Here is a 23,905-nt window from a genome sequence, read left to right on the forward strand (position 1 = left end):
ATTGCGAGGAGCGAAGCGACGCAGCAATCCATACCTCAGCAGATGGTGACATGGATTGCTTCGCTGCGCTCGCAATGACGATTGGGAGAGCCCTTACGGCCGCGTCGACATGTTGCTCGGCGGTCCCGCCTTGCGGATCGGCTCGGCGAGACGCGCGAACTCGCAGAGCAGCGAGCGCGTCTTGCGCGGATCGATCACCTCCTCGACCCAGAACTTCTCGGCCGAGCGGAACGGCGAACGCAGCTTGTTGAGGCGATCCTCGATCTCGCGCAGCTTGGCCGCGGGATCGGCGGCCGCATCGATCTCGGCGCGATAGGCGGCCTCGATACCGCCCTCGAGCGGCAGCGAGCCCCAATAGGCCGACGGCCAGGCATAGCGCATCGAGAAGCGGTTAGCCGGCTGATGCACCACACCGGCGACGCCGAACGCGTTGCGGATGATGATGGTGCACCACGGCACGGTGCTCTGGTTGACCGCCGCCATCGCGCGCACGCCGTGGCGGATGGTCGCCGACTTCTCCGCCTCGAGCCCGATCATGAAGCCCGGACAGTCCATCAGATAGACCACCGGCAGATGGAAGGTCTCGGCGAAGTCGACCCAGCGGATCACCTTCTGGCAGGCGTCCGCGGTCCACGAGCCGCCGTAGTGGAAGGGATCGCTGGCGAGCAACAGCACTGCCCTGCCTTCGATCCGCGCCAACCCGGTGATCACAGGCCGGCCGAAATTGCCGGCGACCTCGAAGAACGAGCCCTTGTCGACGACCGCATCGATGATCGGCCGCATCTTGTAGACCTGCTTGCGGTTGCGCGGCACGGCCTTCAGCAGCGATTCCTCGGCACGTTCCGGATCGTCGGTGCAGGGGATCGTCGGCGGCAGATCGTAGACCGACGCCGGCAGATAGGACAGGAAGCGTCTGGCGTAGTCGAACGCCTCCTCTTCCGTCTCGACGGCCTGATCGATTGCGCCGGCGCGGGTCTGGATGTCGGCGCCGCCGAGCTCCTGCTTGGTCAGATCCTGACCCAAACGCTTCACCACCGGCGGACCGGCGACGAACATCGCGGAGCTCTTGGTCATGACCGAGTAATGCGTGGCCGCCAGCCGGGCGGCGCCGAGGCCCGCCACCGAGCCGAGGCCGAGACCAACCACAGGGACGCGCGCCAGATTGGCGGTCGTGTACCAGTACCAGCGTGTGCCGCCGACGCCGCCGGGCAGATTGGCCGCGCCCCTGGTCTCGATCGTCTTCACCGAGCCGCCGCCGCCGGAGCCCTCGATCACGCGGACGATCGGCAGCCGGAAGTCATGCGCCATCTCCTCCGCCATCAACGGCTTGGCGGAAATCGATGCATCGGCCGAGCCGCCGCGCACGGTGAAATCGTCGCCGACCACGACCACGGTGCGGCCGTCGACCCTGGCGCGGCCGAATACGCAGTTCGCCGGCGTCAGATGCTTGAGTTCGTTACTCTCGTCGTATTCGGCGATGCCGGAGATGGCACCGACCTCGTGGAAGCTGTTCTGGTCGACGAGCTTGTCGATGCGCTCACGAACCGTGAGCCGGCCCTGGTCGCGTTGCCGCTTGACCTTGTCAACGCCTCCCATCTCCCGCGCGAACGCTTCGCGCCGGGCGAGGTCGTCGAGTTCCGGCTTCCAGTTCATTCATTGCCTCCGTCTTGATGATTTTGTTGTTGTTATGGGCGGCCACCGGAAGCGACTTGCGTTCGATCCGATTGCTGAAGATGTCGCCGTCGGCGCCTTCAAGCAGGCTGCCGACCGCGGCGGCGAGGTGGACCATCAGCGGCGCGACCTCGCGATGCAGCCGCTGCTCGTCATACATCGCCGAGAGCAGGCCGATCGTGGTGACCACATAGGTCTGGTATTGCGGTGACCACAGCGGCACCGCGACGCCGTTGATGTGCGGGCTCCAGAGGCCGCAGGCGACGACGTAGCCGTGCTCCTGCAAGTGGCGGCGATTGGCCGCGATGCGCGGAGTCAGCATCTTGGCGCTGTCCGGCAGTTCGCCTTCCATCTCTGATATCAGCGCATCGCCGATCGCGGGATCGAGGGCTGCGGTATAGGCGTGGCCGGCGGCGGTGGTCGCCATCGAGATCCGGCTACCGGTGGCTTCATGCAGCCCGAGCGCGTTCGCCGCGCGGGCGAACTCCAGATAGACCAGATGAAAGCGGTCGGGGATCACGAAGCCGACGGTGCCGGGCAACTGATCCGCGACATCCTGCAAGCGCAGCCGGATCAGGTTGCGAAGCTGCAGCCCCTTCATCATCGACGTGCTCATCGCGACCGCGCTCGGGCCGATGCGGTATTTCTGGTCGCGCGGCAGATAGACGAGCTGTCCCATCCGCGTCAGCGTGTGCGTCAAGCGCGACACTGTCGAACGCGGCAGGCCACAGCGGTTCGAGATTTCGAGATTGCCGAGCCGGGCTTCATGTCCCTCGAAGCACCGCAACACATCAAACGCGCGCGACACCACCTGGATGACATCGCCATCGCCAGTCTCGCTGGCGAGCATTCCCTGCCGGCTAAGCCGTTCCGAGCGCCGTCCCATCTTGTTTGGCTCCATTCCGTCCTGCGGAATAAAATTCCACTTGCAGAAGAAGCTACCTCAGGCAATCTGCCGCCACAACAAAAAGCCGTTCGCCGGATGAAATTTCCGCAAGACGGTATCGGAGAGTGGAATGCCAGAGATCAAGGTTGTGACCGAAGTTGCCGGGCGCGTTTGCGCGCTTCCTGTTGAGGCCGGCAGCAGCATCGGCGATGGCGACGAGATCGCGTTCGTCGAAGCGATGAAGATGGAGATACCGGTCACATCGACCGCGGCAGGAAAAATCAAGTCGATTCTAGTCAGCATTGACGACGTCATCGCCGAAGGCCAGGCCGTCGCGATCGTCGAGACCTGACGGCGGACCGTCCGGCCGCCCCTGCGGACGAAATTCCCACGTGCCTCGTCCTCCGACGGCCACTTCTCTGGAGCAGCGCCGCGTCGGACGCTACTTTGCTTGCGAAACATTTCCGAGCGAAAAGTTTCGCATAACGAAACAAATACCGAGCAATCGCTCGCTTTGTGATCATCGGTTCGGAGACCACAGCGGTCGAATGGCCTCCGATCCGGACCGGTCGCCTCACGCCTGACGTCGGTGCGCGCTCAGTTGCGCGCGCCCCGATTGCGTTGCACAACAAGAGGCGATGAAACGATCGCCTCCTCCCGTCACCGCCACCACCACGGCCTGGTCCAGTTCGAAGCCGCCGCTGCTGCGGTTTCTGCACGCTTGTTACGCAGACTTCCTGCCGGAGGCCAGCGGCGCGGTGGCCGACTACATCCCGGAGCTCGGCAAGGCCGACCCTGCCCATTTTGGCATCAGCCTTGCGACGCTCGACGGCCATGTCTATGAGGTCGGCGACACCAGGGTACCCTTCACCATCCAGTCGATGTCAAAACCGTTCGTGTTCGCACTGGCGCTCGACACGCTCGGCGCCGAACGGGTGGAGAGCGTGATCGGCGTCGAGCCGTCCGGCGACCCGTTCAATTCGATCCGGCTCAATGCCCAGAACCATCCATTCAATGCGATGGTCAATGCGGGCGCGATCGCCTGCTCCGGGCTGCTCCATGCCGACAAGGGCGACGGCGCGTTCGACTATATCCGCCAGGCGCTCGGCCGCTTCGCCGGCCGCGAGCTCGACGTCGACGAGGCGGTCTACGCCTCCGAGAGCGCCACCGGCGACCGCAACCGGGCGATCGGCTATCTCTTGCGCACCAACAGCGTGATCACAGAAAACGTGCCCGCGGTGCTCGACGTCTATTTCCGGCAATGCGCCATCCTCGTCACCGCGCGCGATACCGCCGTGATGGCGGCGACGCTGGCCAACCGCGGCATCAATCCGCTGACCGGCGAGCAGGTGGTGACGCCCTACGCGATCGCACGCACGCTGTCGGTGATGACCTCGTCGGGCATGTACGACTACGCCGGCGAATGGATCTACCGCGTCGGCATCCCCGCCAAGAGCGGCGTCGGCGGCGGCATTTTGGCGGCGCTGCCGGCGCGGCTCGGGCTCGGCAGCTACTCGCCAAAGCTCGACAAGCACGGCAACAGCGTGCGCAGCATCAAGGTCTGCGAGGCGTTGTCGGCGCATTACGACCTGCACATGCTGAACCGCAGCGACGACGCCCGCCACAGCATCATCGCCGACTACAACATCGGCAAGAACCCGTCGCGGCGGGTGCGGCGGCCGCAGGAGCAGGAGATCCTGGCAAGGCACTTCCAGGAGGTGCGCGTGATCGAGCTGGTCGGCACGCTGTCGCTCTCCAATGTCGACTATGTCTCGCGCCGCCTCGCCGGCAGCCCGCGACCGGAGCTCGTGATCTTTGACCTGCGCCGCGTCACCGCGACGACCCGCGCCGGTGCCCGGCTGGTGGCGGAATCCTTCCAGGAACTCGCCGAGCTTGGCGTCACCGTGATCCTCTCCGGCATCAAGCGGACCTCGCGTGAATGGACCACGATCAGCGAGTGGACCAACCGGCTCGGCAACATCAGGGATTTCTATCTGCTCGACACCGCGATCGAATGGGCCGAGGACCAGATCGTCTACCGCTATGGCGGCTCGATCGATTTCCTCGAGACGACGGAGCTGTCCGAGCAGCCGCTGCTCGCGGGATTGAGTGGGGCTGAGATCGCCGATCTCACCACGCTCTGCGCGGTCAGGACCTACCAGCCCAACGAGAAGATCGTTGCCGCGGGCAGTGAGGCGACATCGCTGTTCTTCCTGCGCAGCGGCGTGGTCCACGTCACCCTGCCCGACGGCATCCGGCTCGCGACGCTGACCGCCGGCATGGCGTTCGGCGAGATGGCGCTGCTGGAGCCGAAGCGCTCGGCGGACGTGATCGCCGACATGTCGGTCTCCGCCTATGAGGTGGCGATCAAGGATTTCGAGCACTTCCGCGAGCAGCACCCGCGCGCCGGCGAGCGGATCATGCGCAACCTCGCGCAGATCCTGGCCGAGCGGCTGATCGTGGCGAATGCGAAGGTCGATCTCCTGACGTCGGGGTAGGTCTTGCTTCCCCCTCTCCCCGTTCTTACGGGGAGAGGGCTGGGGTGAGGGGCTGCTTCAGCAAAATAACTTCGAGCGGGACTCGCGGAGACTCCCCCTCACCCGGACCGCATTCCGCTTCGCTTCATGCGCTCCGGCCTCTCCCCGCAAGCGGGCGAGGCGAAGAACTCCGCGGCGCGAGCCGTTCAGCTCACTACATCCGTCACCGGCTGCATGTCGATCTCGAACGTCTCGAGAAATTTCGACGTCATGATGTAGAAGCCGACCGAGAGCTGCAGCTCGATCAACGCGGCTGGCGTCAACAGTGCTGCGATCGCCTTGAAGGTCGCATCCGTCGGCTTCTTCAGCTTGACGATCTCGTCGGTGAAGGTCAGCGCCGCGCGCTGCACCTCGTCGAAGCAGTTCGCCGACTGCCAGTTCTCCAGCGCGGCGTTCTGCTCGTCGGTGACGCCGACGTTCTTTCCGATGCGCTTGTGCGCGACGATCTCGTAAGGCGCCTCGCAGAGAATCCCGGTGCGCGTGATCGCGAGTTCGCGCACGATCGGATCGAGCTCGCCCTTGTGGCGGATCGCGCCGCCGAGCCGGCAATATTGCTCAAAGTAGCTCGGCGAATGCGCCATCATGCGAAAGATGTTGGCGTTGCGGTTCTTGTCGAGGATCTCGCGGGTGCGCGGGCTTGCCTTCGCGGGATCGGAGTAGTCGATACGGGCCATTTCCTAACCTTGATCTTGCTGTCGTTTCTGTCGGATTTCGAAACAGTATCTGCCGGCCGTCGCAGGAGCAACACGCGCGAGTCAAATTGCCGCCGCATTCCCAGACAACCCTGACACAGTCGATATTCGCTGAGTGGGGACTCGTCAAAAGCGAATGCTCGACGCGGGGTGTTCCGAGTACAAAATCTGGCCGTCGTGCGCGCAATTTGCGCAACGATGAGTCACGCCCAAGTCTAGGGGAAACGCATGAAGGAAGCCACCAAGAGGGCGGCCTCGGAAGCGCTTGCGCAAATGCTGGCGGTGACGGCGTTGCTCGTCATCGCCAGCTTTGTCTTTTACTGGCGATAGTATCCGTAAACTATGAGGGGCAAGAGCGAACCAATTCAGCCTGGTCTCGCGTTCTGACTGGATCGTTCAGCCCCTCATTTTGCCTTTGCGAAATACGGAACCAGCCGTCCCGCGAATTGCGTGAAGCGCGCCAAGACCTTGTCGCCGATGGCGAGGTCGTTGTCGCCGTGAGCCATCATGCGAAAGCCCTCGTCGGCATCCACCAGCACGATGTTGTAGGGCACGTGCGCCCGCGTCTCCGGCGTTGCGGCACGACATACCAGCGACGTCGCATACACCGTCCCTGCTCCGCTCGCGCGACGCTCGGCGAGATCAGGCGAGCCGCAGGCCGCGCAGAAGCTGCGGCGGAAGTATTGCCGCACGCCGCAGGCGTTGCAGGTCTGGTAGATGATGGCTTCCGCGCCCTTGGTCCAGTCAGCGATCGGTCCGCTCATCGCACACGCTCCAGGAACATGCTGACATGCGAGGACAGCACGCCGCCGTCGCCATGCAGCAGCGCAACCGAGGCGTCGCGGACCTGACGGTGGTCGGCGCGGCCGGTCATCTGCAGATGGGTCTCGACCAGATGCGCCATCGCGCCACCGACACCGCAATGGCCGTAGCTGAGCAGGCCGCCATGAGTGTTGAGCGGCATCTCGCCATCCTGATTGAAATAGCCGGCGCGCACCCGCGCGGCCGCCTCGCCGCGCTTGGCGAGGCCAAGATCTTCCAGCAGTATCGCCAGCGTGATCGTGAAGCTGTCGTAGACCGCAGCGTAACGCACATCTGATATCGCGATACCCGATGCTGCTTTCGCCTTCGCGATCGAAATCTCCGCACCGAGTTCGCTCAATGCGGGCGCGGCCGCGATGTGCTGATGGGTATGCGCCTGGGCGCAGCCGCGGACGCGAACCCGCCGCTCGCCGGTCGGTTCGCGGCTGATCACGCAGGCGGCGCCGCCGTCGGACACCGGACAGCAGTCCAACAGCTTGAGCGGCATTGCCACCGGCTTCGAGGCCATCACCTCGGCAACCGTGATCGGTTCGTGGAATTGCGCGCCGGGGTGCGTCAGGGCGTGCTTGCGCATCAGCACCGCGAACTCGGCGAGGTCTTCCTGCGTGAGGCCGTACTCATGCATGTAGCGCGTCGCGACCAGGCCGTAATAGGCCGGGATCGTCGGCCCCAGTGTCACCTCGTAATCGGGATGGCCAACCTGGGCCAATGCCTGGATCGAGGCGTCGCGGCTCTGGCCGGTCAGCCGGTTCTCGCCACCGACCACCAGCACGTGTTTTGCAACACCCGCGTCGACGAGATGATGCGCCAGCATGGTCATCGCGAGGCCCGTGGCGCCGCCGACCTGCACGGCGTGGGCATAGGACGGACGAATACCGAAATGCTCGGCAAATACCGTGGCCAGCATGATGTGCGGCGAAACGGTGGAATAGCCGCAGAGGATGCCGTCGATGTCGGAGCGCGTCAGCCCGGCATCCGATATCGCAAGCTCGGCCGCCTTGCTCATCAGGTCGAGCGAGGACAGGCCCTCATGCTTGCCGTAGGACGTGAGGCCGACGCCGGTGACGAAGCTCATCCCTTGACCTCCCCTTGCAAGGGGGAGGTCGGCGCGCGCGAGCAAGCCGGGTGGGGATCTGTCTCCGCACCATCGCTCTCGCCTGTGGCTGACCCCCACCCTGCCCTCCCCCTTTCAGGAGGAGGGAATAGAAAGCGTTGTCTGCGCCAAGCCGACCTCATCAATACGACTTCGGAAGGCCGAGCACCTTCTCGCCAATGAAGCTGAGGATGAGCTGCGGGCTGATCGGCGCGATGCGCGGGATCAGCGACTCCCGGAAATAGCGCTCGACGTGATACTCCTTGGCATAGCCGAAGCCGCCATGGGTCATTACCGCCTGCTCGCAGGCGTGAAAGCCGGCTTCCGCCGCGAGATATTTTGCCGCGTTCGCGGCGGGGCCGCAGGGCAGGTTCTGGTCGTATTGCCAGCCGGCGCGCAGCACCATCAGCCAGGCAGCCTCGAGCTCCATCCAGCACTTCGCGAGCGGATGCTGGATCCCCTGGTTCATGCCGATCGGACGGTTGAACACGATGCGACCCTTGGCGTATTCCGACGCCCGCTTCAGCCCGATCTGGCCGAGGCCAACGGCTTCGGCCGCGATCAGGATGCGCTCGGGGTTCATGCCGTGCAGGATGTATTCGAACCCGCGCCCTTCCTCGCCGATGCGGTCCTCGACCGGAATCTCGAAATTCTCGAAGAACAGCTCGTTGGAGTCGACCGGCTTGCGGCCCATCTTCTCGATCTCGTGCACGGTGACACGCTTGCGATCGAAATCGGTATAGAACAGGCTGAGGCCGTGGGTCGGGCTGCGCACCTCCTCCAGCGGCGTGGTGCGCGCGAGCAGCAGGATCTTGTTGGCGACCTGCGCGGTCGAGATCCACACCTTCTGGCCGTTGACGATGTATTTGTCGCCCTGGCGCACGGCGCGGGTCTTGAGCTGCGTGGTGTTGAGGCCGGTGTTGGGCTCGGTCACCGCGAAACAGGATTTGTCGCGGCCGTCGATGATCGGCGGCAGCATGCGCTGACACTGTTCCTTGGTGCCGAACACGACGACAGGATTGAGCCCGAACACGTTCATATGCACGGCCGACGCGCCGGACATGCCGGCACCGGATTCGGAAATCGTGCGCATCATGATCGCGGCATCGGTGACGCCGAGGCCGGAGCCGCCATATTCCTCGGGGATGCAGATGCCGAGCCAGCCGGCATCGGCCAGCGCGCGATGAAAGTCGGCCGGATAGCCGCCTTCCTTGTCCTTCTTCAGCCAGTAGGCCTCGTCAAAGCGCGTGCAGATTTTTGCCACCGCGTCACGGATCGATTCCTGGTTGGCGGAGAGTGCGAAATCCATCTGTCGTCTCCTATGCCTTCACCACTTTGGCCGCGCCGTCGCGCACCATCGCCGCGATCTCGTCGGTGGAGAAACCCGCCTCCCGCAAAATCTCCGCGCTGTGCTCGCCGAGCCGCGGCGCCAGCCGGCTCGGCTCGACCTTGGTCTCCGACCAGCGCGCCGACGGCGTCATGCTGCGGATGCGGCCCTCGGTCGGGTGATCGACCACGGGGAAGACGCCGGTCGCGACCATATGCGGGTCCTGCAGCAGGCTCTCGAGATCGTGCATCGGCATCACGGGCACGTCGGCCTTCTCGAGGATCTCGTTCCACTCGGCCGTGGTCTTGGTCTGCAGGATGCGCGCGAGCTCGGCGTACACGACATCAATGTTGGTGGCGCGGCCGGCGAAGGTCGCGAATTTCGGATCGCTGCGCAGATCGTCGCGGCCGGTCGCCTTGAAGAAATTCTCCCACTGCTTGTCGTTGTAGACGATCACGCAGATGTAGCCGTCCAGGGTCTTGTAGGGCCGCCGGTCCGGCGACAGATGCCGCGCATAGCCGCCCTTGTCGAGCGGCGGATCGTAGGTCAACCCGCCCATATGGTCGCCCATCACGAAACCGGCCATGGTCTCGAACATCGGAATGTCGACGCGCTGGCCCTGCCCGGTGCGATCGCGATGCACGAGGCTCGCGCAGATCGCGCCGACCGCGGTGAGGCCGACGATACGATCGACCAGCGCATTCGGCACATAGCGCGGCACGCCGTCCGAGGTCTGCGCCATCAGCGCCGGCAGCGCGGTGGCGCCCTGGATCAGGTCGTCATAGGCGGGCTTGGCTGCGTATGGTCCCTCCTGGCCGAAGCCGAACACGCCGGCATAGATCAGCCTTGGATTGACCTTGGCGACGACGTCGTAACCGAGTTGCAGCCGCGCCATCGCCTGGGGCCGCACATTGTAGACCAGCACATCCGCCTGCGCGATCAGCCGCAGCACGGCCTCGCGCCCCGCCGGTTTCTTCAAGTCGAGGCAGACCGAACGCTTGCTGCGGTTGGTGTTGAGGAACACCGGTCCCATGCCGGGATGCCGTGTCGGACCGATCTGCCGCGTCACGTCGCCATCAGGCGATTCCACCTTGATGACATCGGCGCCGTAGTCGCCGAGCATCTGGGTGGCATAGGGTCCCATCAGCACGGTCGTCATGTCGACGACCTTGATACCCTGCAGTGGTCCCATCGTCCTGTTTGCTCCCGGATGTCCTGGTTACGCAGCTAGTAACGGGAGCTCTTCGCCGAGATCAAGCTGCGCCGGGCGTATGGGCGTATGCGCGACAGCGGCCGGATCGTTTCCGCGCGGCGGAACGCAGGGCGGGCAAGACGCAGCCCACCGCCGGCCCGATGCCGGTTACTGCCCGGTCATCGCCTCGCGCGCCTTCAAGAGCTTTTCCAGTTCCGCGTTCTGCTGCTCGAGCCGCTCGGCGATGCGCTCCTCGACTTCGGCGCCCGCAGCACCTGCGGCCTGCTCGATCAGCTGCCGGATATTGTCCCGGAGGATTGCGATGCGATCGTTCACTTCCGACAGCGACAGAGACGTCTCGATACCCATGGTCCGTTCTCCCGGTGACAAGGCGCAGGCAGCTTAGCGCGACGGGAGGCGGCGGCCTATCCCTTAACGGCTTACCCTAATCCCTGCTGTGCATGGGGTTGTTTTCGATGTTTTCGATTTGGCCCGGCCTGATCGCGCCTTAGCCCATGCCATTGGCGATCATCTCCCGCAGCGCGGTCTTCAGCACCTTGCCATAATTGTTCTTCGGCAGCGCATCGAGATAGACATAGCGCTTCGGCCGCTTGAAGCGGGCGATCGAGGCAAGGCAATGCGCGTCGAGCCTGCCGTCATCGGCGGTGGCCCCGCCCTCCAGCACGACGCAGGCGACGACGATCTCGCCCCATTCCGGATCCGGCACGCCGATCGCCGAGACCTCGCGGACGTCAGGATGGGTCAGCAGCGCTTCCTCGACCTCGCGCGGATAGATGTTGGTGCCGCCGGAGATGATCACGTCCTTGGAGCGGTCCGACAGCGTCAGGAAGCCGTCGGCATCGAGCCGGCCGACATCGCCGGTGCGCAGCCAGCCGTCCTTCAGCGTCTCGGCATTGGCCTTTGGATTGTTCCAGTAGCCCAGCATCACGGTTAAGCCCTTGACCTCGATCTCGCCGGTCTCGCCTGCGGGCAGCGGCTTGCCATCCTTGCCGGTGATGCGCACGGTGACGACGCTCTGCGCGGTGCCGACCGAAGCCAGCCGTTCGAGATAGCGCGGATGATCACTCGCGCGGTGCCAGTCGCGCGACAGCGCCGTGATCGTCATCGGCGACTCGCCCTGGCCATAGATCTGCACGAAACGCTGGCCCATGGTCGCGATCGCATCGGTGATGTCGGCCGTGTACATCGGCCCGCCACCATAGATGATGGTGCGCAGTCCCTCGCCGTTCTCGCCGCGCTTCTTCGCGGCATCGACCAAACGGCGCACCATGGTGGGTGCCGCGAACATCACGACATTGTCGAGTTGCCGGCCGAGGTTGAGCACCTCGTCCGGATCGAAGCCGCCGGACTCCGGAACGACGTGGCGGCCGCCCATCCGGACATGCGGGAAATTGTAGAGACCTGCGCCATGTGAGATCGGCGCCGCATAGAGCGAGGCATCGTTCGGCGTCGCAGGATCGACGTCGGCAAGATAGCACAACGACATCGCAACCAGATTGCCGTGGCTGAGCATCACGCCCTTGGGACGGCCGGTGGTGCCCGAGGTGTAGAACAGCCAGGCGAGGTCGTTGCTTTGGCGCGGCAATGGCGTGGGCGCGCCGTCACGGTTTCGCATCGCCTTGTAGGCATCGCTGTCAACCGACAGCATGGTCATGCCGGCGGGGCAATCGTCCTTCGCTTCGGTCAGCGCCCCGATCGTGTCGTCGGACACGAAAGCCAGTTTGGCGCCGCCATTGCCGCAGATCCATGCCGCCTCGCGGCCGTGCAGCTTGGCGTTGATCGGGATCGCCGCGGCGCCGATCCACCAGATGCCATAGAGGCATTCGAGATATTGTGTGCAGTTCGTCGCAAACAGCGCGATGCGGTCACCGGCGGCAATGCCGTGATCGCGTGCCAGCGCCGCCCCGATCGAGGCGGCGCGGCGGGCAAAGGTCGCATAATCAGCGTCGAGGTCGAAGCCGGTCAGCAGCGCCGGCGCGTCGGGACGCGCCCGCGCCGTCGCCGCCAGCCATTCGGCAATGTTCAAGCTACTTCGCCGGCTCGAGGATCGAGACGTAGTTGGCGACCGCAGCGCCGCCCATGTTGAAGATGCCACCGATCTGCGGGTTCTTGAGCTGCATGCCCTCGGGCGCTTGCCCTGCGAGCTGCATCGCGCTCATCACGTGCATGGAGACGCCGGTGGCGCCGATCGGATGCCCCTTGGCCTTGAGGCCGCCGGACGGATTGACCGGCAGCTTGCCGTCCTTCTGGGTCCAGCCTTCCATGATCGCGCGCGCGCCCTGGCCCTTCGGCGTCAGGCCCATCGCTTCATATTCGATCAACTCGGCGACGGTGAAGCAGTCGTGGGTCTCGACGAAGGAAAGATCGGAGAGCTGCAGGCCGGCCTTTTGCAGCGCGCGCTGCCAGGCGGTGGTGCAGCCCTCGAACTGCAGGATGTCGCGCTTCGACATTGGCAGGAAGTCCTGCGCATGCGCGGTAGCGCGGATGTTGACCGCCTTGCCCATGCTCTTGGCGGTCTCGGCGTCGGTCAGCACCAGCGCGGCGGCGCCGTCGGACACCAGCGAGCAATCGGTGCGCTTCAAGGGACCGGCGACGAACGGGTTCTTGTCGCTCTCGGCGCGGCAGAACTCGAAGCCGAAATCCTTGCGCATCTGAGCGTAGGGGTTGGCGACGCCGTTCTTGTGGTTCTTGGCGGCGATCATCGCCAGCGCATCCGACTGGTCGCCGTATTTCTGGAAATAGGCCTGCGCGATCTTGCCGAATACGCCCGCGAAGCCGCCGACCGTGTCGCCGTCCTCAGGCAGATAGGACGCCTTCAAGAGGTTCTTGCCGATCTCCGGACCCGGCGTCCGCGTCATCTGCTCGACGCCGACGACCAGCACGATCTTCGCAGCTCCGGCTTCGATGGCGCGGATGCCCTGGTGCACGGCGGCCGATCCGGTCGCGCAGGCGTTTTCGACACGCGTGGCGGGCTTGAAGCGCAGCGCCGGATTGGCCTGCAGCACCAGTGACGCCGTAAAGTCCTGCGGCGAGAAGCCGGCGTTGAAGTGGCCGAGCATGATCTCGTCGACGTCGGAAGCGGCGATGCCGGCATCAGCGAGCGCCTCGTTGGCGACCTTGACGACGAGGCTCTCGACGGTCTCCGCGTCAAACTTTCCGAATGGCGTGTGCGCCCAACCCACGATGCTGGCTGTCATGGCCGTATCTCCCTGTTCGTGTTCGGGAGTTATGTAGCGTATCTTCAGGCGGCTTTCAGCGTTTTCATCGCCTTCGCGCACATGGCGGTTATGCCCGCCCAGTTGCCGGCGCGGATATCGGCCGCCGGGCACAGCCAGGAACCGCCAACCGCGAGCACATTGGGCTCGGCAAGCCAGGTCGCCGCGTTGGCCTCGCCAATGCCACCGGTCGGGCAGACCCTGACATTTGGGAATGGACCGGCCAAGGCCCGCAGTGCCTTGATACCGCCGGCCTGCTCGGCTGGGAAGAATTTGACGACGTCAAAGCCGTGCGCCAGTGCCTGCATCAGCTCGGAGGCGGTCGCGATCCCCGGCGCGAAAGGCAGCCGGCTGGTGGCGACCGCCTTCAACAGCTCGGGCGTCGCGCCCGGGCTGATGCCGAATTTGGCGCCGAGCGCCTCGGCGCGCGCCAGATCGTCGCCATTGAGGATGGTGCCGATCCCGACCACGGCATCGGGCACCTCGGCGATGATGGCCTTGGCCGCATCGACCGCGACCGCCGTCCGCAGCGTCACCTCAAGCGTCCGGACGCCGCCCGCGACCAGCGCATTGGCGAGCGGAACCGCATCGGCAAGCCGCTCGATGGTCAGCACCGGGATCACGGTGGCCTGACGGATCAGCTCGGCGATCTGCTCCTGCTTCGATGTCGTTGTCATTGCGAGGCCTTGCGGGATGGTGGGGGACGAGGCGCTTTCTTCGGCGGCATGGCGTATCGGGGGATGATCGCACCGGGATAGCACACCACGACGCTGGCCAGACGATGGCCGGCGCGCGCCGCCTCCTCGGGCTCGGCGCCGCCGAGCCGCGCGGCGAGATAGGCTGCGGCAAAACTGTCGCCGGCCGCCGTGGTATCGACCACCGGCTGGATCAGCGGCTCGGCCCTCACCTCGCGCGTTCCGCCGGCAGAGCGCACGATGCAGGCGGGCTCGGCCAGCTTCAGCACGACCTCGGGGCTCGGGATGCCGGCGAGCAGTGCGGTGTTGCCCTCGCCGGGATAGAGCGGCGCCAGATCCTCGGTCGAGGCCAGCACGATATCGGCGGTCTCGAATGCGCTGCTGAAGACTGTTCGCGCGACATTCAGGTCCGGCCAGCCGCGGGCGCGGAAATTGGTGTCGAACGCGAAGCGCGTGCCCAGCAGCCGCGCGCGCTTCAGCGCGGCCATGAGGCGGTCCCTCCCATCCTCGCGCAGGATCGAGAGCGTGATCGCCGAGAGATAGACGATGTCGTAGGTCGCGAGCGAGTTCAGGAGGTCGGCCGTCTCGGGCAGGTCCATCAGCTCACGCGCGGCGGCGCTGTCGCGCCAATGGAAGAAACGCCGTTCACCCTTGTCGTCGGTCTGGATCAGATAGAGCCCGGGCAGCTTGCCTGCCAAGCGCGCGACATGCTTGGTGCCGATGCCTTCGCTCGCCCAACTCGCGATCATCTCATCGCTCAGCACATCATCGCCGAGCGCGGTGATATAATCGATGTGGACGCCGAGCCGGGACAGATAGACGGCGGTGTTGAGCGTGTCGCCGCCAAAGGCGCGCGAATACAGACCTCCGGGCTGGCCGCCCGGAGCCTGGCGCAGCTCGATCATGCATTCGCCGATGCTGGCGACCCTTGTCATGCCAAGACCCGCGTGCCTGAGCGGAGCTAGGCGGCGAACTTGCCGCCCAGTTCGTCCTCGATGTGGATGCGGATGATGTCGTCGAACGTCTTCTCGGCCGTGGTGAAGCCGAGCTTCAGCGCGCGGTCGGTGACGAAATCGCGCGGCCAGCCCGAGACGATGCCGATGATGGTCGGATCGGGCACCCGCTTGATCCGCGCGGTGACGTTCTTGCCGGCGACCCGTTCCAGCGCCTCAATCTGCTCGCCGACGGTGACGGACATCCCGGGCATGCTGAGATTGCGCCGCGGCCCGATCGCATTGAGATCCATGGTACCGGCATGGACCAGGAAGCCGACCGCCGATTTCGGCGAGGCGTGCCAGTGCCGCACGTCCTCGGACACCGGCAGGATCGCCTCCTCACCCGCCAGCGGCTCGCGGATGATGTTGGAGAAGAAGCCGGACGCCGCCTTGTTCGGCTTGCCCGGACGCACACAGATCGTCGGCAGGCGGATCGAGATCCCGTCAAGTAGCCCCTTGCGGGTGTAGTCGTTGATCAGGAGCTCGCAGATAGACTTCTGCGTGCCGTAGCTGGTCAGCGGCGTATGGAAGAACTCGTCGCCGATCTTCTCCGGGAACGGCGCGCCGAACACCGCGATCGAGGAGGTGAACACCAGCCGCGGCTTGTAGCCGCCGCCGACGGCGCGGATCGCGTCGATCAAATAGCGGGTGCCGTCGAGATTGATCCGGTAGCCCTTGTCGAACTCGGCCTCCGCCTCGCCCGAGACGATCGCGGCGACATGGAAGATCACGTCCGGGCGCTCAGCGATCAGGGGCACGGCGGCGCCGGCATCGGCGAAATCGGAAGCGACAACATTGACCGGAATCGAGGCGTTGGCGGGCTTGGCCGGCGCGACCACGTCCTGCAAGGTCATCCTGCTGATGTCCTGCTTGCCGAGGCGGCCCTCGCGCAGCAGACGCTCGGTCAGCTTGCGGCCGACCATGCCGGCGGCGCCCAGAATCAGAATGTGCACGACCCTGCTCCTTTTCTTCTTCGAATTCAGCTGCGGGTCTTGCGCGCTTATTCCTTCACGGCACCCGTCATCGCCGAGACATAATGCTCAACGAAGAAGGCGTAAAGTATGACCAGCGGCAATGAGCCGACCAACGCTCCCGCCATCAGCGATCCCCATTTGTAGATATCGCCGTCGACGAATTCGTTGACGATGGCAACCGGCACCGTCTTGTTCGGTGTCGATTGCAGGAATGTCAGCGCATAGATGAACTCGTTCCAGCACAGAGTGAACGAGAAAATAAAGGCGGAGATCAGGCCGGGGATGGCCAGCGGCACGATGATCTTGACCAGGATCTGCCAGCGCGACGCGCCGTCGATCAGCGCGCACTCCTCGAGCTCATAAGGGATGGTCTTGAAATAGCCCATCAGAAGCCACGTCGAGAACGGGATGAGCAGCGTCGGATAGACCAGGATCAGCGACAAAGGCGAATCGAACAACCCATAGGCCTGGATCACCGACGCCAGCGGGATGAACAGGATCGATGGCGGCACCAGATAGGCGAAGAAGATCAGAACGCCGACGGCCTCCGCGCCCTTGAAGCGCAGCCGCGTGATCGCATAGGCCGACAGCACGCTGGCGACGATGGAAAGGAACGTCGCGCCGACCGCGACATACATCGTGTTCCAGAGCCAGCGCGGATACTGGGTCTCGAACAGCAGCTTGCTGATGTGCTTGAAGGTCGGATGAACCACCCAGAACGGGTTGAACTTGTCCATGTCGATGAGCTGTTCGTCCGGTTTGATGGACGTCAGCACCATCCAATAGAACGGGAACAGCAGCACCACGAGAATGATGAACAGCGGCAAATAAAGGGTAACCAGACGCCGCGGCAGCGACTCCAGATAGCTCATGCCCTCCGTGTCATCACCGGTGCCGGTGGTCGCGGCCTTCGACTGCAAGGTTGAATCAGTCATTGCTCGATCCTTGCTGCCATTTGCGGCGCTGCATTCCGAACCAGGAGATGGCGATGGCAGCCACCAGGAAGGGAATCATCGCGGTGGCGATTGCGGCGCCCTCGCCCAGCCGCCCGCTGATGATGCCGCGCTGATAGCTCAACGTCGCCATCAGATGGGTCGCGTTGACCGGGCCGCCGCGGGTCAGCGCCCAGATCAACTGGAAATCGGTAAAAGTGAACAACACCGAGAAGGTCATCACGACGGCGATGATCGGGGTCAACAACGGATAGGTGATGAAGCGAAAGCGCTGCCAGCTGGTGGCACCGTCGAGCGTGGCGGCTTCATAGAGCGACGGAGAGACCGTTTGAAGGCCGGCCAACAGCGTGATCGCCACGAACGGAACGCCGCGCCAGACATTGGCGAAGATCACGCTCGCCCGCGCCCAATCCGTGTCGCCGAGAAAGTTGATGTTGCTGTGAATCAAACCGAGTTTGATCAGCGACCAGGAGATAATCGAAAATTGCGAATCGTAGATCCACCAGAATGCGATGGCCGACAGCACGGTCGGCACGATGAACGGGATCAATACGATCGACCGGATCACCGCCTTGAACGGCATGTGCCTGTTCAAAAGTAGTGCGAGATAGAGCCCGATCGCGAATTTGATGGCGCTTGCGATCAGCGTGTAGAACAAGGTGTTGAACACCGACAGCCAGAAGATCGAGTCATCCCACAGCCACTGGTAGTTCTCGACACCGATAAAGGCTCCGGCGCGCCCGATGCGCTCGTCGGTGAAGCTCATCCAGACGCCGAGGCCGAGCGGATAGGCCAGGAACAGGATCAGGAACGCCGCCGTCGGCAGCATGAACCAGAACGCCGCCCAATTGCGGTTTGCCTTGAGCCGCGACCAGGCCGACGGCTCGCCCGCCGCGGCAGCTCGCGCCGGCATGGATGTCTGGACAGTGCTCATTCGCTCTCAACTCCAAACCGGACGGCGACACCTGACCAATGCGGGTCAGGCGTCGCCTCCGATTGCTTCAATCGCAATTACCGGCGCAGTAGCAGCGCTCAGCGGAAAATGCGCTTGGCCGCGCGCTCGGCCGAAGCCATCGCGGTCTTCACATCTTCCCGCCCGGTGCAGAAGTTGGCAAACATGTCTACCACGACGAAGTCGGCAATCGCGGCCGCCGCGTTTTCACTCATCTGCGCCTCGCCAGCCGGGGTCGACGCCGTCTGAGCCACGCTCCGATAGGGCGTCGTCTTCGGGTCGGCCGTCCAGACCGGGTTCTTGTCGTAGTCGAGCAGGAAGTGCGACAGGTAGCCCTGCGCCGCTTCGATCCACGGATTGAACTGATCCGGCTCCAGCATGAAGGCCGTGAACGCCTTGCAAGCCTGCGGATACTTCGAGAAGCTGAAGATCAGGATCGGGAACCCGAGATGCAGCTCCCGCGTCTTGCCATCGAGACCGGCCGGCAGGTGGGCATGATTCATGTCTTCGGCGATCTGCGGATTTTCCTTCTTCGCCGTGACGTAGATCGAAATGCCGTTCACGGTGAGATGAAGCTGCCCCGCAAGGAACGCCTTGTTGTTGGAACTGTCGTTCCACGACGCGGTGCCCGGCACGAAATTGTCATACAGGCCCTTGACGTACTCGAGCGACTTCGCGGTCTCCGGCGAGTTGACGACGACCTTGTTGTCCTTGTCGATCAGCTCGCCGCCATGCGCCCACAGCGCCCAATGCAGCCAGCCGTTGGCATCGCCCGAGGCATGGCCGAGCGCCATGCCGGCCGGGGTGCCGTTCTTGTTCATGCCCTTTACGAGATCGGCGAAGCCGGCGAGATCCTTCGGGAACTCCTTGTGGCCGGCCTTTTCCATGGCCGCGACGCGATAATTGACCAGCCCGCCGGTGGCCGCGACCGGAATTCCGATCCACTTGCCGTTCAGCATGCCATACGCCTTGCCAGAATCGGCCCAGCCGCCGCACCTCTTGCCGAGATAATCGGCCACGTCGGTCACATCGACGCACTTGCTCGGGAACAGGAAGGGCAGCGAGTAGAGGCCCCACACCATGTCGAGGCCCTGCCCGGTATTGGCCGCGACCGACGCTTTCGGCTGGATATCGTCGTAGGACTCGTTGGAGACGTTGATCGTAACGTTGTTGGCCTTCTGGAACGCATCGACGATCTTCATGAAGGCCACGTCTTCGGCCTCCACGAAGCGCTTCCAGCGCAGCAGGTTGATCTTGGCGCCCGGCTCCGGCTTCCATTGCGACGTCTGGGCCCAGGCCTTGGCATAGCCAAGCAGCTGATCGCTCGACATCGTTGCCGCGGCGGCCAGCATCGTGGCGCCGCCCTTGAGCAGCGAACGGCGGTCAGTGTTGAAGATGGACATTAGCAATTCTCTCCCGATTTTTGGTTGTTGTTAAGAAATGATCCCTGCCGCCTGGAACGCTACGGCCGAAATCCTGCACTGACGAGCGTGCGGGCCGCGGCGGTCAGCTATCCAGTCGCTTCCCCGTCGCATCGTCGAACAGATGGACCAGTGCCGGATCCGGCTTGAGCCGAACCTTGTCGCCGGGGTTGAACTGATGGCGTTCGCGGAACACCGCAACGACCTGCTCGCCACCGAGCTTGGCAAACACCTGGGTCTCCGAGCCGGTTGGCTCGACCACCACGATCTCGGCTTCGGCGCCGTCATCGGCGATGGTGAAATGCTCGGGCCGCACTCCGTATACCGCGGGCTTGCCGTCGGAATTGGCCGGCGCCGATTTCAGCGGCAGCTTGACGCCGTTCGGTCCCTCGAAATAGGCGGCACCGTTCACCTTCACATTGCCCTTGAGGAAATTCATCGCGGGCGAACCGATGAAACCGGCCACGAACTGGTTCGCCGGCGTGTCGTAGAGTTCGAGCGGCGAGCCCATCTGCTCGACGATGCCGTCATGCATCACGACGATCTTGTCGGCCATGGTCATGGCTTCGATCTGGTCGTGGGTGACGTAGACCGTGGTGGTGCGCAGCCGCTGGTGCAGCTCCTTGATCTCGGTGCGCATCGCAACGCGCAGCTTGGCGTCGAGGTTCGAGAGCGGCTCGTCGAACAGGAACACCTGCGGATCGCGTACGATCGCGCGGCCCATTGCGACGCGCTGGCGCTGGCCGCCCGAGAGCTGGCGGGGATAGCGATCGAGCAGCGGCGTCAGCGCGAGGATTTCCGCGGCGCGCTTGACGCCGCTCGATATCTCCTCGGGCTTGGCGCCGCGCAGCTTGAGCGAGAAGCCCATATTGTCGGCGACCGTCATGTGCGGGTAGAGCGCGTAGTTCTGGAACACCATCGCAATGTCGCGCTCTTTGGGCTGGACATTGTTGACGACGCGGTCGCCGATCGAGATCGTTCCGGAGGTGATGTTCTCAAGTCCCGCCAGCATGCGCAGCAGGGTCGACTTGCCGCAGCCGGAGGGACCGACCAGAACGACGAATTCGCCGTCCTCGATCGGGATCGACACGCCGTGCAGGACCTCAAAATTGCCGAACGACTTCCGCACGTCGCGAATCTGGACCGACGACATCCACTTCCCTCCCTCAAGTTCCCGACGACGTACGACGAGTGCCGCCACCGCTCTGTTTTGTTCCGGCCGCGCTGGGCGCGCGGCACTATCGGACCCACGTTATTGTCCGCAGTTTATCCGGTTTTGGCAATCGCTCGATTAGCAATCGCTTGGTAGCGCTGTCAATATCGGTTTGTCTGCGACGAAGGTCGTGATATGAGCCGCAAATGGCCCGAAAACGCATCACGCCAGGCAAGATCCGGCTCGCGGAGGTCGCGAAGCGCGCCGGTGTCAGCCCGATTACGGCCTCACGTTTCTTCAGGAATCCGGAAGCGCTCTCGGCCGGCAAACGCGCACGGGTCGAGAGTGCGGCAAAAGAACTCGGTTACGTGCCCAATCTCGCGGCACGCGCGCTTGCGTCGCAGCGCACCGAGGTGATCGGTGTCCTGATCCCGTCGCTGACCAACAATGTGTTCTCCGACGTGCTGCGCGGCATCTATGACGCGCTCGACGGCAGCCGCTACAGCATTCAGCTCGCCAACACCCGCTACAGCATCCTGCAGGAAGAGCGCCTGCTGCGTCTTTTTCTGGCACAGAAGCCGGCCGGGCTGATCATCACCGGCATCAACCAGACCGCCGATTCCCGCCGCATCATGGAGACGGTCGATTGCCCGATCGTGCAAATCATGGAGGTCGGGCCCTCCCCGATCGACATGATGATCGGTTTCTCGCATTTTGACGCGGCAAAAGCCGCGATTGCGCACCTGCTCGCGCAGGGCAACCGGCGGATCGGCTTCCTGGGCGCGCGAATGGATCCGCGGGTGCAGCGGCGGCTCGACGGCTATCGCGCCGCGATGATCGAGGCCGGGCGGTTCGATCCGCAGCTCATTGTCACGACGGCGATTCCAACCTCGGTGACATTGGGTGGGACGCTGTTTGCCGACCTGCTCGCCAAGACGCCTGACATCGACGCGGTGTTCTGCGTCAATGACGACCTCGCGCTCGGCGCGCTGTTCGAATGCAGGCGCCGTCACATGGCGGTGCCGGAGCAGATGGCGATCGTCGGCTTCAACGACCTCGAATTCATGGCGTCGAGCGAGCCGACGCTGAGCAGCGTGCGCACCAATCGCTACGAAATGGGCAGAAACGCTGCGATGATGGTGATCGAGACGCTCGAAGGACGCCGACCCGCCGAGCCCATCGTCGATCTCGGCTTCAGTGTCATGGAACGGCAGAGCTCGGCGCGGCGCAGCTGACATCCGCCCGACACCAGCCCGTCACAAGGGACGCAAAAGATGACAAAATGATAGCGCAACCAAGTGCCTTGAACTAAGGTCCAATCCATCCAGTGAAACATCTGTGCGCGATCGTCGAGGTTTGTAATGCGCGACGATTTGCGCAAGGTAGAACAACGTTGAACCAGAGCCCTTGAATGGGCCCATCAAGAGTTTGCATTGCGGGAGAAACCAATGACAAAACCCCACACCAACGGGCATAGCGCCGCAGGCGAGACCAAGACGGGCAAGAGCCGCAGGCTCCGCTCCCAGGAATGGTTCGACAACCCACACAATCCGGGCATGACCGCGCTCTATCTCGAGCGCTACCTGAACTACGGCCTGACCCGCGAGGAATTGCAGTCGGGCAAGCCGATCATCGGCATCGCCCAGACTGGCAACGACCTGTCGCCCTGCAACCGGCATCACCTCGAGCTTGCGCACCGTGTCCGCGAGGGCATCCGCGCCGCCGGCGGCATCGCCATGGAGTTTCCGACCCATCCGATCCAGGAGACCGGCAAGCGCCCGACCGCGGCGCTCGACCGCAACCTCGCCTATCTCGGTCTGGTAGAGATTCTGTTCGGCTATCCGCTTGATGGCGTGGTGCTGACCACCGGCTGCGACAAGACCACCCCGGCTTGCATGATGGCGGCTGCGACCGTCAACCTGCCGGCGATCGTGCTGTCGGGCGGCCCGATGCTGAACGGCTGGCACGAAGGCCAGCGCACCGGCTCCGGCACGGTGGTGTGGAAGGCGCGCGAGCGCCTCGCCGCGGGCGAGATCGACTATGAGCAGTTCATAGAGATCGTCGCCTCTTCGGCGCCGTCGGTCGGCCATTGCAACACCATGGGCACCGCCTCGACGATGAACTCGCTCGCGGAGGCGCTCGGCTTCTCGCTGCCGGGCTGCGCGGCGATCCCGGCGCCCTATCGCGAGCGCGGCCAGATCGCCTACGAGACCGGAAAACGCATCGTCGACATGGTCTGGGAAGATTTGAAGCCGTCGGACTTCCTGACCCGCGAGGCGTTCGAGAACTGCATCGTCGTCAACTCCGCGATCGGCGGCTCGACCAATGCGCCGATCCACATCAATGCGCTGGCGCGCCATGTCGGCGTCGAACTGTCGATCGACGACTGGCAGAAATACGGCCATGACGTGCCGCTGCTGGTGAACATGCAGCCGGCCGGCTTCTATCTCGGCGAGGAATACCACCGCGCCGGTGGCGTGCCCTCGGTGGTGCGCGAGCTGATCAAGCACAAGCGCATCCATGAAGGCGCCCTGACCGTCAACGGCCGCACCATGGGCGAGAACTGCAAGGAAGCGCCGACGCCCGACGGCGACGTGATCTGGGGCTACGACAAGCCGCTGGTGAAGGACGCCGGCTTCCTGGTCTTGCGCGGCAATCTCTTTGATTCCGCGATCATGAAGACCAGCGTGATCTCGAAGGAATTCCGCGACCGCTATCTGTCCAACCCGAAGGACCTCAACGCCTTCGAGGGCCGCGCCATCGTGTTCGAAGGCCCGGAGGATTATCACGCGCGGATCGAGGATCCCGCGCTCAACATCGACGAGCACTGCGTGCTGTTCGTCCGCGGCACCGGCCCGATCGGCTATCCCGGCGGCGCCGAGGTCGTGAACATGCAGCCGCCGGCGGCGCTGATCAAACGCGGCATCCTGTCCTTGCCCTGCATCGGCGACGGCCGGCAGTCCGGTACCTCGGGCTCGCCGTCGATCCTCAACGCCTCGCCGGAGGCCGCCGCCGATGGCGGGCTTGCGATCCTGAAGACCGGCGACAAGGTGCGCATCGACCTCAACAAGGGCAGCGCCAACATCATGATCTCGGAGGATGAACTGCGCACCCGCCGCGCCGAGCTGAAGGCCAAGGGCGGCTTCCCGCACCCGGCCAACCAGACGCCATGGCAGGAGCTCTACCGGCAAACCGTCGGTCAGCACGCGACCGGCGCCTGCCTCGAGCTCGCGACGCGCTACCACGACATCGCCGGCAAGGTCGGCGTGGCGCGGGACAATCACTAAAGCTTCGACGTCATTGCGA

The 23,905-nt window shown here is 64.3% G+C and carries 21 protein-coding genes; 4 read left to right on the forward strand and 17 right to left on the reverse strand.

The genetic code is table 11. The features are described from left to right. Positions 1-93: 93 nt before the first annotated feature. Positions 94-1,653, reverse strand: coding sequence for an acyl-CoA carboxylase subunit beta (locus HAP47_RS25345; protein WP_173642268.1), 1,560 nt, complete (start codon positions 1,651-1,653; stop codon positions 94-96). After that, positions 1,583-2,557 carry an IclR family transcriptional regulator gene (locus tag HAP47_RS25350; RefSeq protein WP_173642267.1) on the reverse strand — a complete coding sequence of 325 codons (975 nt, stop codon included), beginning with the start codon at positions 2,555-2,557 and terminating at the stop codon, positions 1,583-1,585. Before HAP47_RS25350 ends, HAP47_RS25345 begins: the two co-directional genes overlap by 71 nt. A 130-nt stretch (positions 2,558-2,687) precedes the next feature. Here HAP47_RS25350 and HAP47_RS25355 point away from each other — a divergent pair, with 130 nt between their 5' ends. Both HAP47_RS25355 and glsA read left to right on the forward strand, forming a co-directional pair. Continuing rightward, on the forward strand, positions 2,688-2,909 hold the full coding sequence (locus HAP47_RS25355; protein WP_173642266.1) for an acetyl-CoA carboxylase biotin carboxyl carrier protein subunit: 222 nt from the start codon (positions 2,688-2,690) through the stop codon (positions 2,907-2,909). Positions 2,910-3,195: 286 nt separating this feature from the next. Continuing rightward, a complete protein-coding gene (gene glsA / locus HAP47_RS25360) occupies positions 3,196-5,055 on the forward strand; it encodes a glutaminase A (RefSeq protein WP_173642265.1) in 1,860 nt (619 codons plus the stop codon). Between the two features lie 185 nt (positions 5,056-5,240). On the opposite strand, the gene HAP47_RS25365 is transcribed toward glsA, so the two are convergent. From HAP47_RS25365 to HAP47_RS25435, 15 genes are all read right to left on the reverse strand, one after another. Next, the gene (locus HAP47_RS25365) at positions 5,241-5,768 is read right to left on the reverse strand and encodes a carboxymuconolactone decarboxylase family protein (RefSeq protein WP_173642264.1); all 528 of its coding nucleotides are present in this window, start codon (positions 5,766-5,768) and stop codon (positions 5,241-5,243) included. Positions 5,769-6,190: 422 nt separating this feature from the next. Then, a complete protein-coding gene (locus HAP47_RS25370) occupies positions 6,191-6,550 on the reverse strand; it encodes a Zn-ribbon domain-containing OB-fold protein (RefSeq protein WP_173642263.1) in 360 nt (119 codons plus the stop codon). After that, a complete protein-coding gene (locus HAP47_RS25375; protein ID WP_173642262.1) occupies positions 6,547-7,683 on the reverse strand; it encodes a thiolase family protein in 1,137 nt (378 codons plus the stop codon). Before HAP47_RS25375 ends, HAP47_RS25370 begins: the two co-directional genes overlap by 4 nt. Positions 7,684-7,843: 160 nt before the next feature. Continuing rightward, positions 7,844-9,010: an acyl-CoA dehydrogenase family protein gene (locus HAP47_RS25380; protein ID WP_173642261.1), complete on the reverse strand. Its 1,167-nt coding sequence runs from the start codon at positions 9,008-9,010 to the stop codon at positions 7,844-7,846. A 10-nt stretch (positions 9,011-9,020) separates the two neighbouring features. After that, positions 9,021-10,220 carry a CaiB/BaiF CoA transferase family protein gene (locus HAP47_RS25385; RefSeq protein WP_173642260.1) on the reverse strand — a complete coding sequence of 400 codons (1,200 nt, stop codon included), beginning with the start codon at positions 10,218-10,220 and terminating at the stop codon, positions 9,021-9,023. A gap of 168 nt (positions 10,221-10,388) precedes the next feature. Next, positions 10,389-10,589: a hypothetical protein gene (locus HAP47_RS25390; protein ID WP_024582174.1), complete on the reverse strand. Its 201-nt coding sequence runs from the start codon at positions 10,587-10,589 to the stop codon at positions 10,389-10,391. Positions 10,590-10,728: 139 nt separating this feature from the next. Next, positions 10,729-12,267: a class I adenylate-forming enzyme family protein gene (locus tag HAP47_RS25395; RefSeq protein WP_173642259.1), complete on the reverse strand. Its 1,539-nt coding sequence runs from the start codon at positions 12,265-12,267 to the stop codon at positions 10,729-10,731. A gap of 1 nt (position 12,268) precedes the next feature. Further along, on the reverse strand, positions 12,269-13,438 hold the full coding sequence (locus tag HAP47_RS25400) for an acetyl-CoA acetyltransferase (RefSeq protein ID WP_173642258.1): 1,170 nt from the start codon (positions 13,436-13,438) through the stop codon (positions 12,269-12,271). A 44-nt stretch (positions 13,439-13,482) separates the two neighbouring features. After that, complete coding sequence (gene eda, locus HAP47_RS25405; RefSeq protein WP_173642257.1) at positions 13,483-14,133, reverse strand: bifunctional 4-hydroxy-2-oxoglutarate aldolase/2-dehydro-3-deoxy-phosphogluconate aldolase; 651 nt, start codon at positions 14,131-14,133, stop codon at positions 13,483-13,485. Then, positions 14,130-15,086 carry a sugar kinase gene (locus HAP47_RS25410; RefSeq protein WP_173642256.1) on the reverse strand — a complete coding sequence of 319 codons (957 nt, stop codon included), beginning with the start codon at positions 15,084-15,086 and terminating at the stop codon, positions 14,130-14,132. Before HAP47_RS25410 ends, eda begins: the two co-directional genes overlap by 4 nt. 26 nt (positions 15,087-15,112) lie before the next feature. Continuing rightward, complete coding sequence (gene denD / locus HAP47_RS25415; RefSeq protein WP_173642255.1) at positions 15,113-16,099, reverse strand: D-erythronate dehydrogenase; 987 nt, start codon at positions 16,097-16,099, stop codon at positions 15,113-15,115. Between the two features lie 47 nt (positions 16,100-16,146). Further along, a complete protein-coding gene (locus tag HAP47_RS25420) occupies positions 16,147-17,055 on the reverse strand; it encodes a carbohydrate ABC transporter permease (protein WP_173642254.1) in 909 nt (302 codons plus the stop codon). After that, entirely contained in the window at positions 17,048-18,007 is a 960-nt protein-coding gene (locus tag HAP47_RS25425; protein WP_173642253.1) for a carbohydrate ABC transporter permease, read from the reverse strand. The genes HAP47_RS25420 and HAP47_RS25425 overlap by 8 nt, the downstream gene beginning before the upstream one ends. A 98-nt stretch (positions 18,008-18,105) precedes the next feature. Continuing rightward, the gene (locus HAP47_RS25430) at positions 18,106-19,428 is read right to left on the reverse strand and encodes an ABC transporter substrate-binding protein (protein ID WP_173642252.1); all 1,323 of its coding nucleotides are present in this window, start codon (positions 19,426-19,428) and stop codon (positions 18,106-18,108) included. A gap of 103 nt (positions 19,429-19,531) precedes the next feature. Continuing rightward, positions 19,532-20,599, reverse strand: a complete 1,068-nt coding sequence (locus HAP47_RS25435; protein ID WP_173642251.1) for an ABC transporter ATP-binding protein — start codon at positions 20,597-20,599, stop codon at positions 19,532-19,534. Between the two features lie 206 nt (positions 20,600-20,805). On the opposite strand from HAP47_RS25435, the gene HAP47_RS25440 reads away from it, so the two are divergent. Together HAP47_RS25440 and HAP47_RS25445 are read left to right on the forward strand one after the other, a co-directional pair. After that, positions 20,806-21,834 (forward strand): LacI family DNA-binding transcriptional regulator, encoded by a 1,029-nt coding sequence (locus tag HAP47_RS25440; protein WP_173642250.1) that lies wholly within the window; start codon positions 20,806-20,808, stop codon positions 21,832-21,834. Positions 21,835-22,047: 213 nt separating this feature from the next. Further along, the gene (locus HAP47_RS25445; RefSeq protein ID WP_173642249.1) at positions 22,048-23,886 is read left to right on the forward strand and encodes an IlvD/Edd family dehydratase; all 1,839 of its coding nucleotides are present in this window, start codon (positions 22,048-22,050) and stop codon (positions 23,884-23,886) included. Positions 23,887-23,905 lie beyond the last annotated feature (19 nt).

This window comes from Bradyrhizobium sp. 41S5 (genome assembly GCF_011516665.3).
Classification (GTDB): domain Bacteria; phylum Pseudomonadota; class Alphaproteobacteria; order Rhizobiales; family Xanthobacteraceae; genus Bradyrhizobium; species Bradyrhizobium quebecense.

What these genes read in the sequence shown, in the direction of transcription:
- HAP47_RS25345 (WP_173642268.1), bottom strand. Translation starts at nt 1,653, where the DNA reads ATGAACTGGAAGCCGGAACTCGACGACCTCGCCCGGCGCGAAGCGTTC.
- HAP47_RS25350 (WP_173642267.1), bottom strand. Translation starts at nt 2,557, where the DNA reads ATGGGACGGCGCTCGGAACGGCTTAGCCGGCAGGGAATGCTCGCCAGC.
- HAP47_RS25355 (WP_173642266.1), top strand. Translation starts at nt 2,688, where the DNA reads ATGCCAGAGATCAAGGTTGTGACCGAAGTTGCCGGGCGCGTTTGCGCG.
- glsA (WP_173642265.1), top strand. Translation starts at nt 3,196, where the DNA reads ATGAAACGATCGCCTCCTCCCGTCACCGCCACCACCACGGCCTGGTCC.
- HAP47_RS25365 (WP_173642264.1), bottom strand. Translation starts at nt 5,768, where the DNA reads ATGGCCCGTATCGACTACTCCGATCCCGCGAAGGCAAGCCCGCGCACC.
- HAP47_RS25370 (WP_173642263.1), bottom strand. Translation starts at nt 6,550, where the DNA reads ATGAGCGGACCGATCGCTGACTGGACCAAGGGCGCGGAAGCCATCATC.
- HAP47_RS25375 (WP_173642262.1), bottom strand. Translation starts at nt 7,683, where the DNA reads ATGAGCTTCGTCACCGGCGTCGGCCTCACGTCCTACGGCAAGCATGAG.
- HAP47_RS25380 (WP_173642261.1), bottom strand. Translation starts at nt 9,010, where the DNA reads ATGGATTTCGCACTCTCCGCCAACCAGGAATCGATCCGTGACGCGGTG.
- HAP47_RS25385 (WP_173642260.1), bottom strand. Translation starts at nt 10,220, where the DNA reads ATGGGACCACTGCAGGGTATCAAGGTCGTCGACATGACGACCGTGCTG.
- HAP47_RS25390 (WP_024582174.1), bottom strand. Translation starts at nt 10,589, where the DNA reads ATGGGTATCGAGACGTCTCTGTCGCTGTCGGAAGTGAACGATCGCATC.
- HAP47_RS25400 (WP_173642258.1), bottom strand. Translation starts at nt 13,438, where the DNA reads ATGACAGCCAGCATCGTGGGTTGGGCGCACACGCCATTCGGAAAGTTT.
- eda (WP_173642257.1), bottom strand. Translation starts at nt 14,133, where the DNA reads ATGACAACGACATCGAAGCAGGAGCAGATCGCCGAGCTGATCCGTCAG.
- HAP47_RS25410 (WP_173642256.1), bottom strand. Translation starts at nt 15,086, where the DNA reads ATGACAAGGGTCGCCAGCATCGGCGAATGCATGATCGAGCTGCGCCAG.
- HAP47_RS25420 (WP_173642254.1), bottom strand. Translation starts at nt 17,055, where the DNA reads ATGACTGATTCAACCTTGCAGTCGAAGGCCGCGACCACCGGCACCGGT.
- HAP47_RS25425 (WP_173642253.1), bottom strand. Translation starts at nt 18,007, where the DNA reads ATGAGCACTGTCCAGACATCCATGCCGGCGCGAGCTGCCGCGGCGGGC.
- HAP47_RS25430 (WP_173642252.1), bottom strand. Translation starts at nt 19,428, where the DNA reads ATGTCCATCTTCAACACTGACCGCCGTTCGCTGCTCAAGGGCGGCGCC.
- HAP47_RS25435 (WP_173642251.1), bottom strand. Translation starts at nt 20,599, where the DNA reads ATGTCGTCGGTCCAGATTCGCGACGTGCGGAAGTCGTTCGGCAATTTT.
- HAP47_RS25440 (WP_173642250.1), top strand. Translation starts at nt 20,806, where the DNA reads ATGGCCCGAAAACGCATCACGCCAGGCAAGATCCGGCTCGCGGAGGTC.
- HAP47_RS25445 (WP_173642249.1), top strand. Translation starts at nt 22,048, where the DNA reads ATGACAAAACCCCACACCAACGGGCATAGCGCCGCAGGCGAGACCAAG.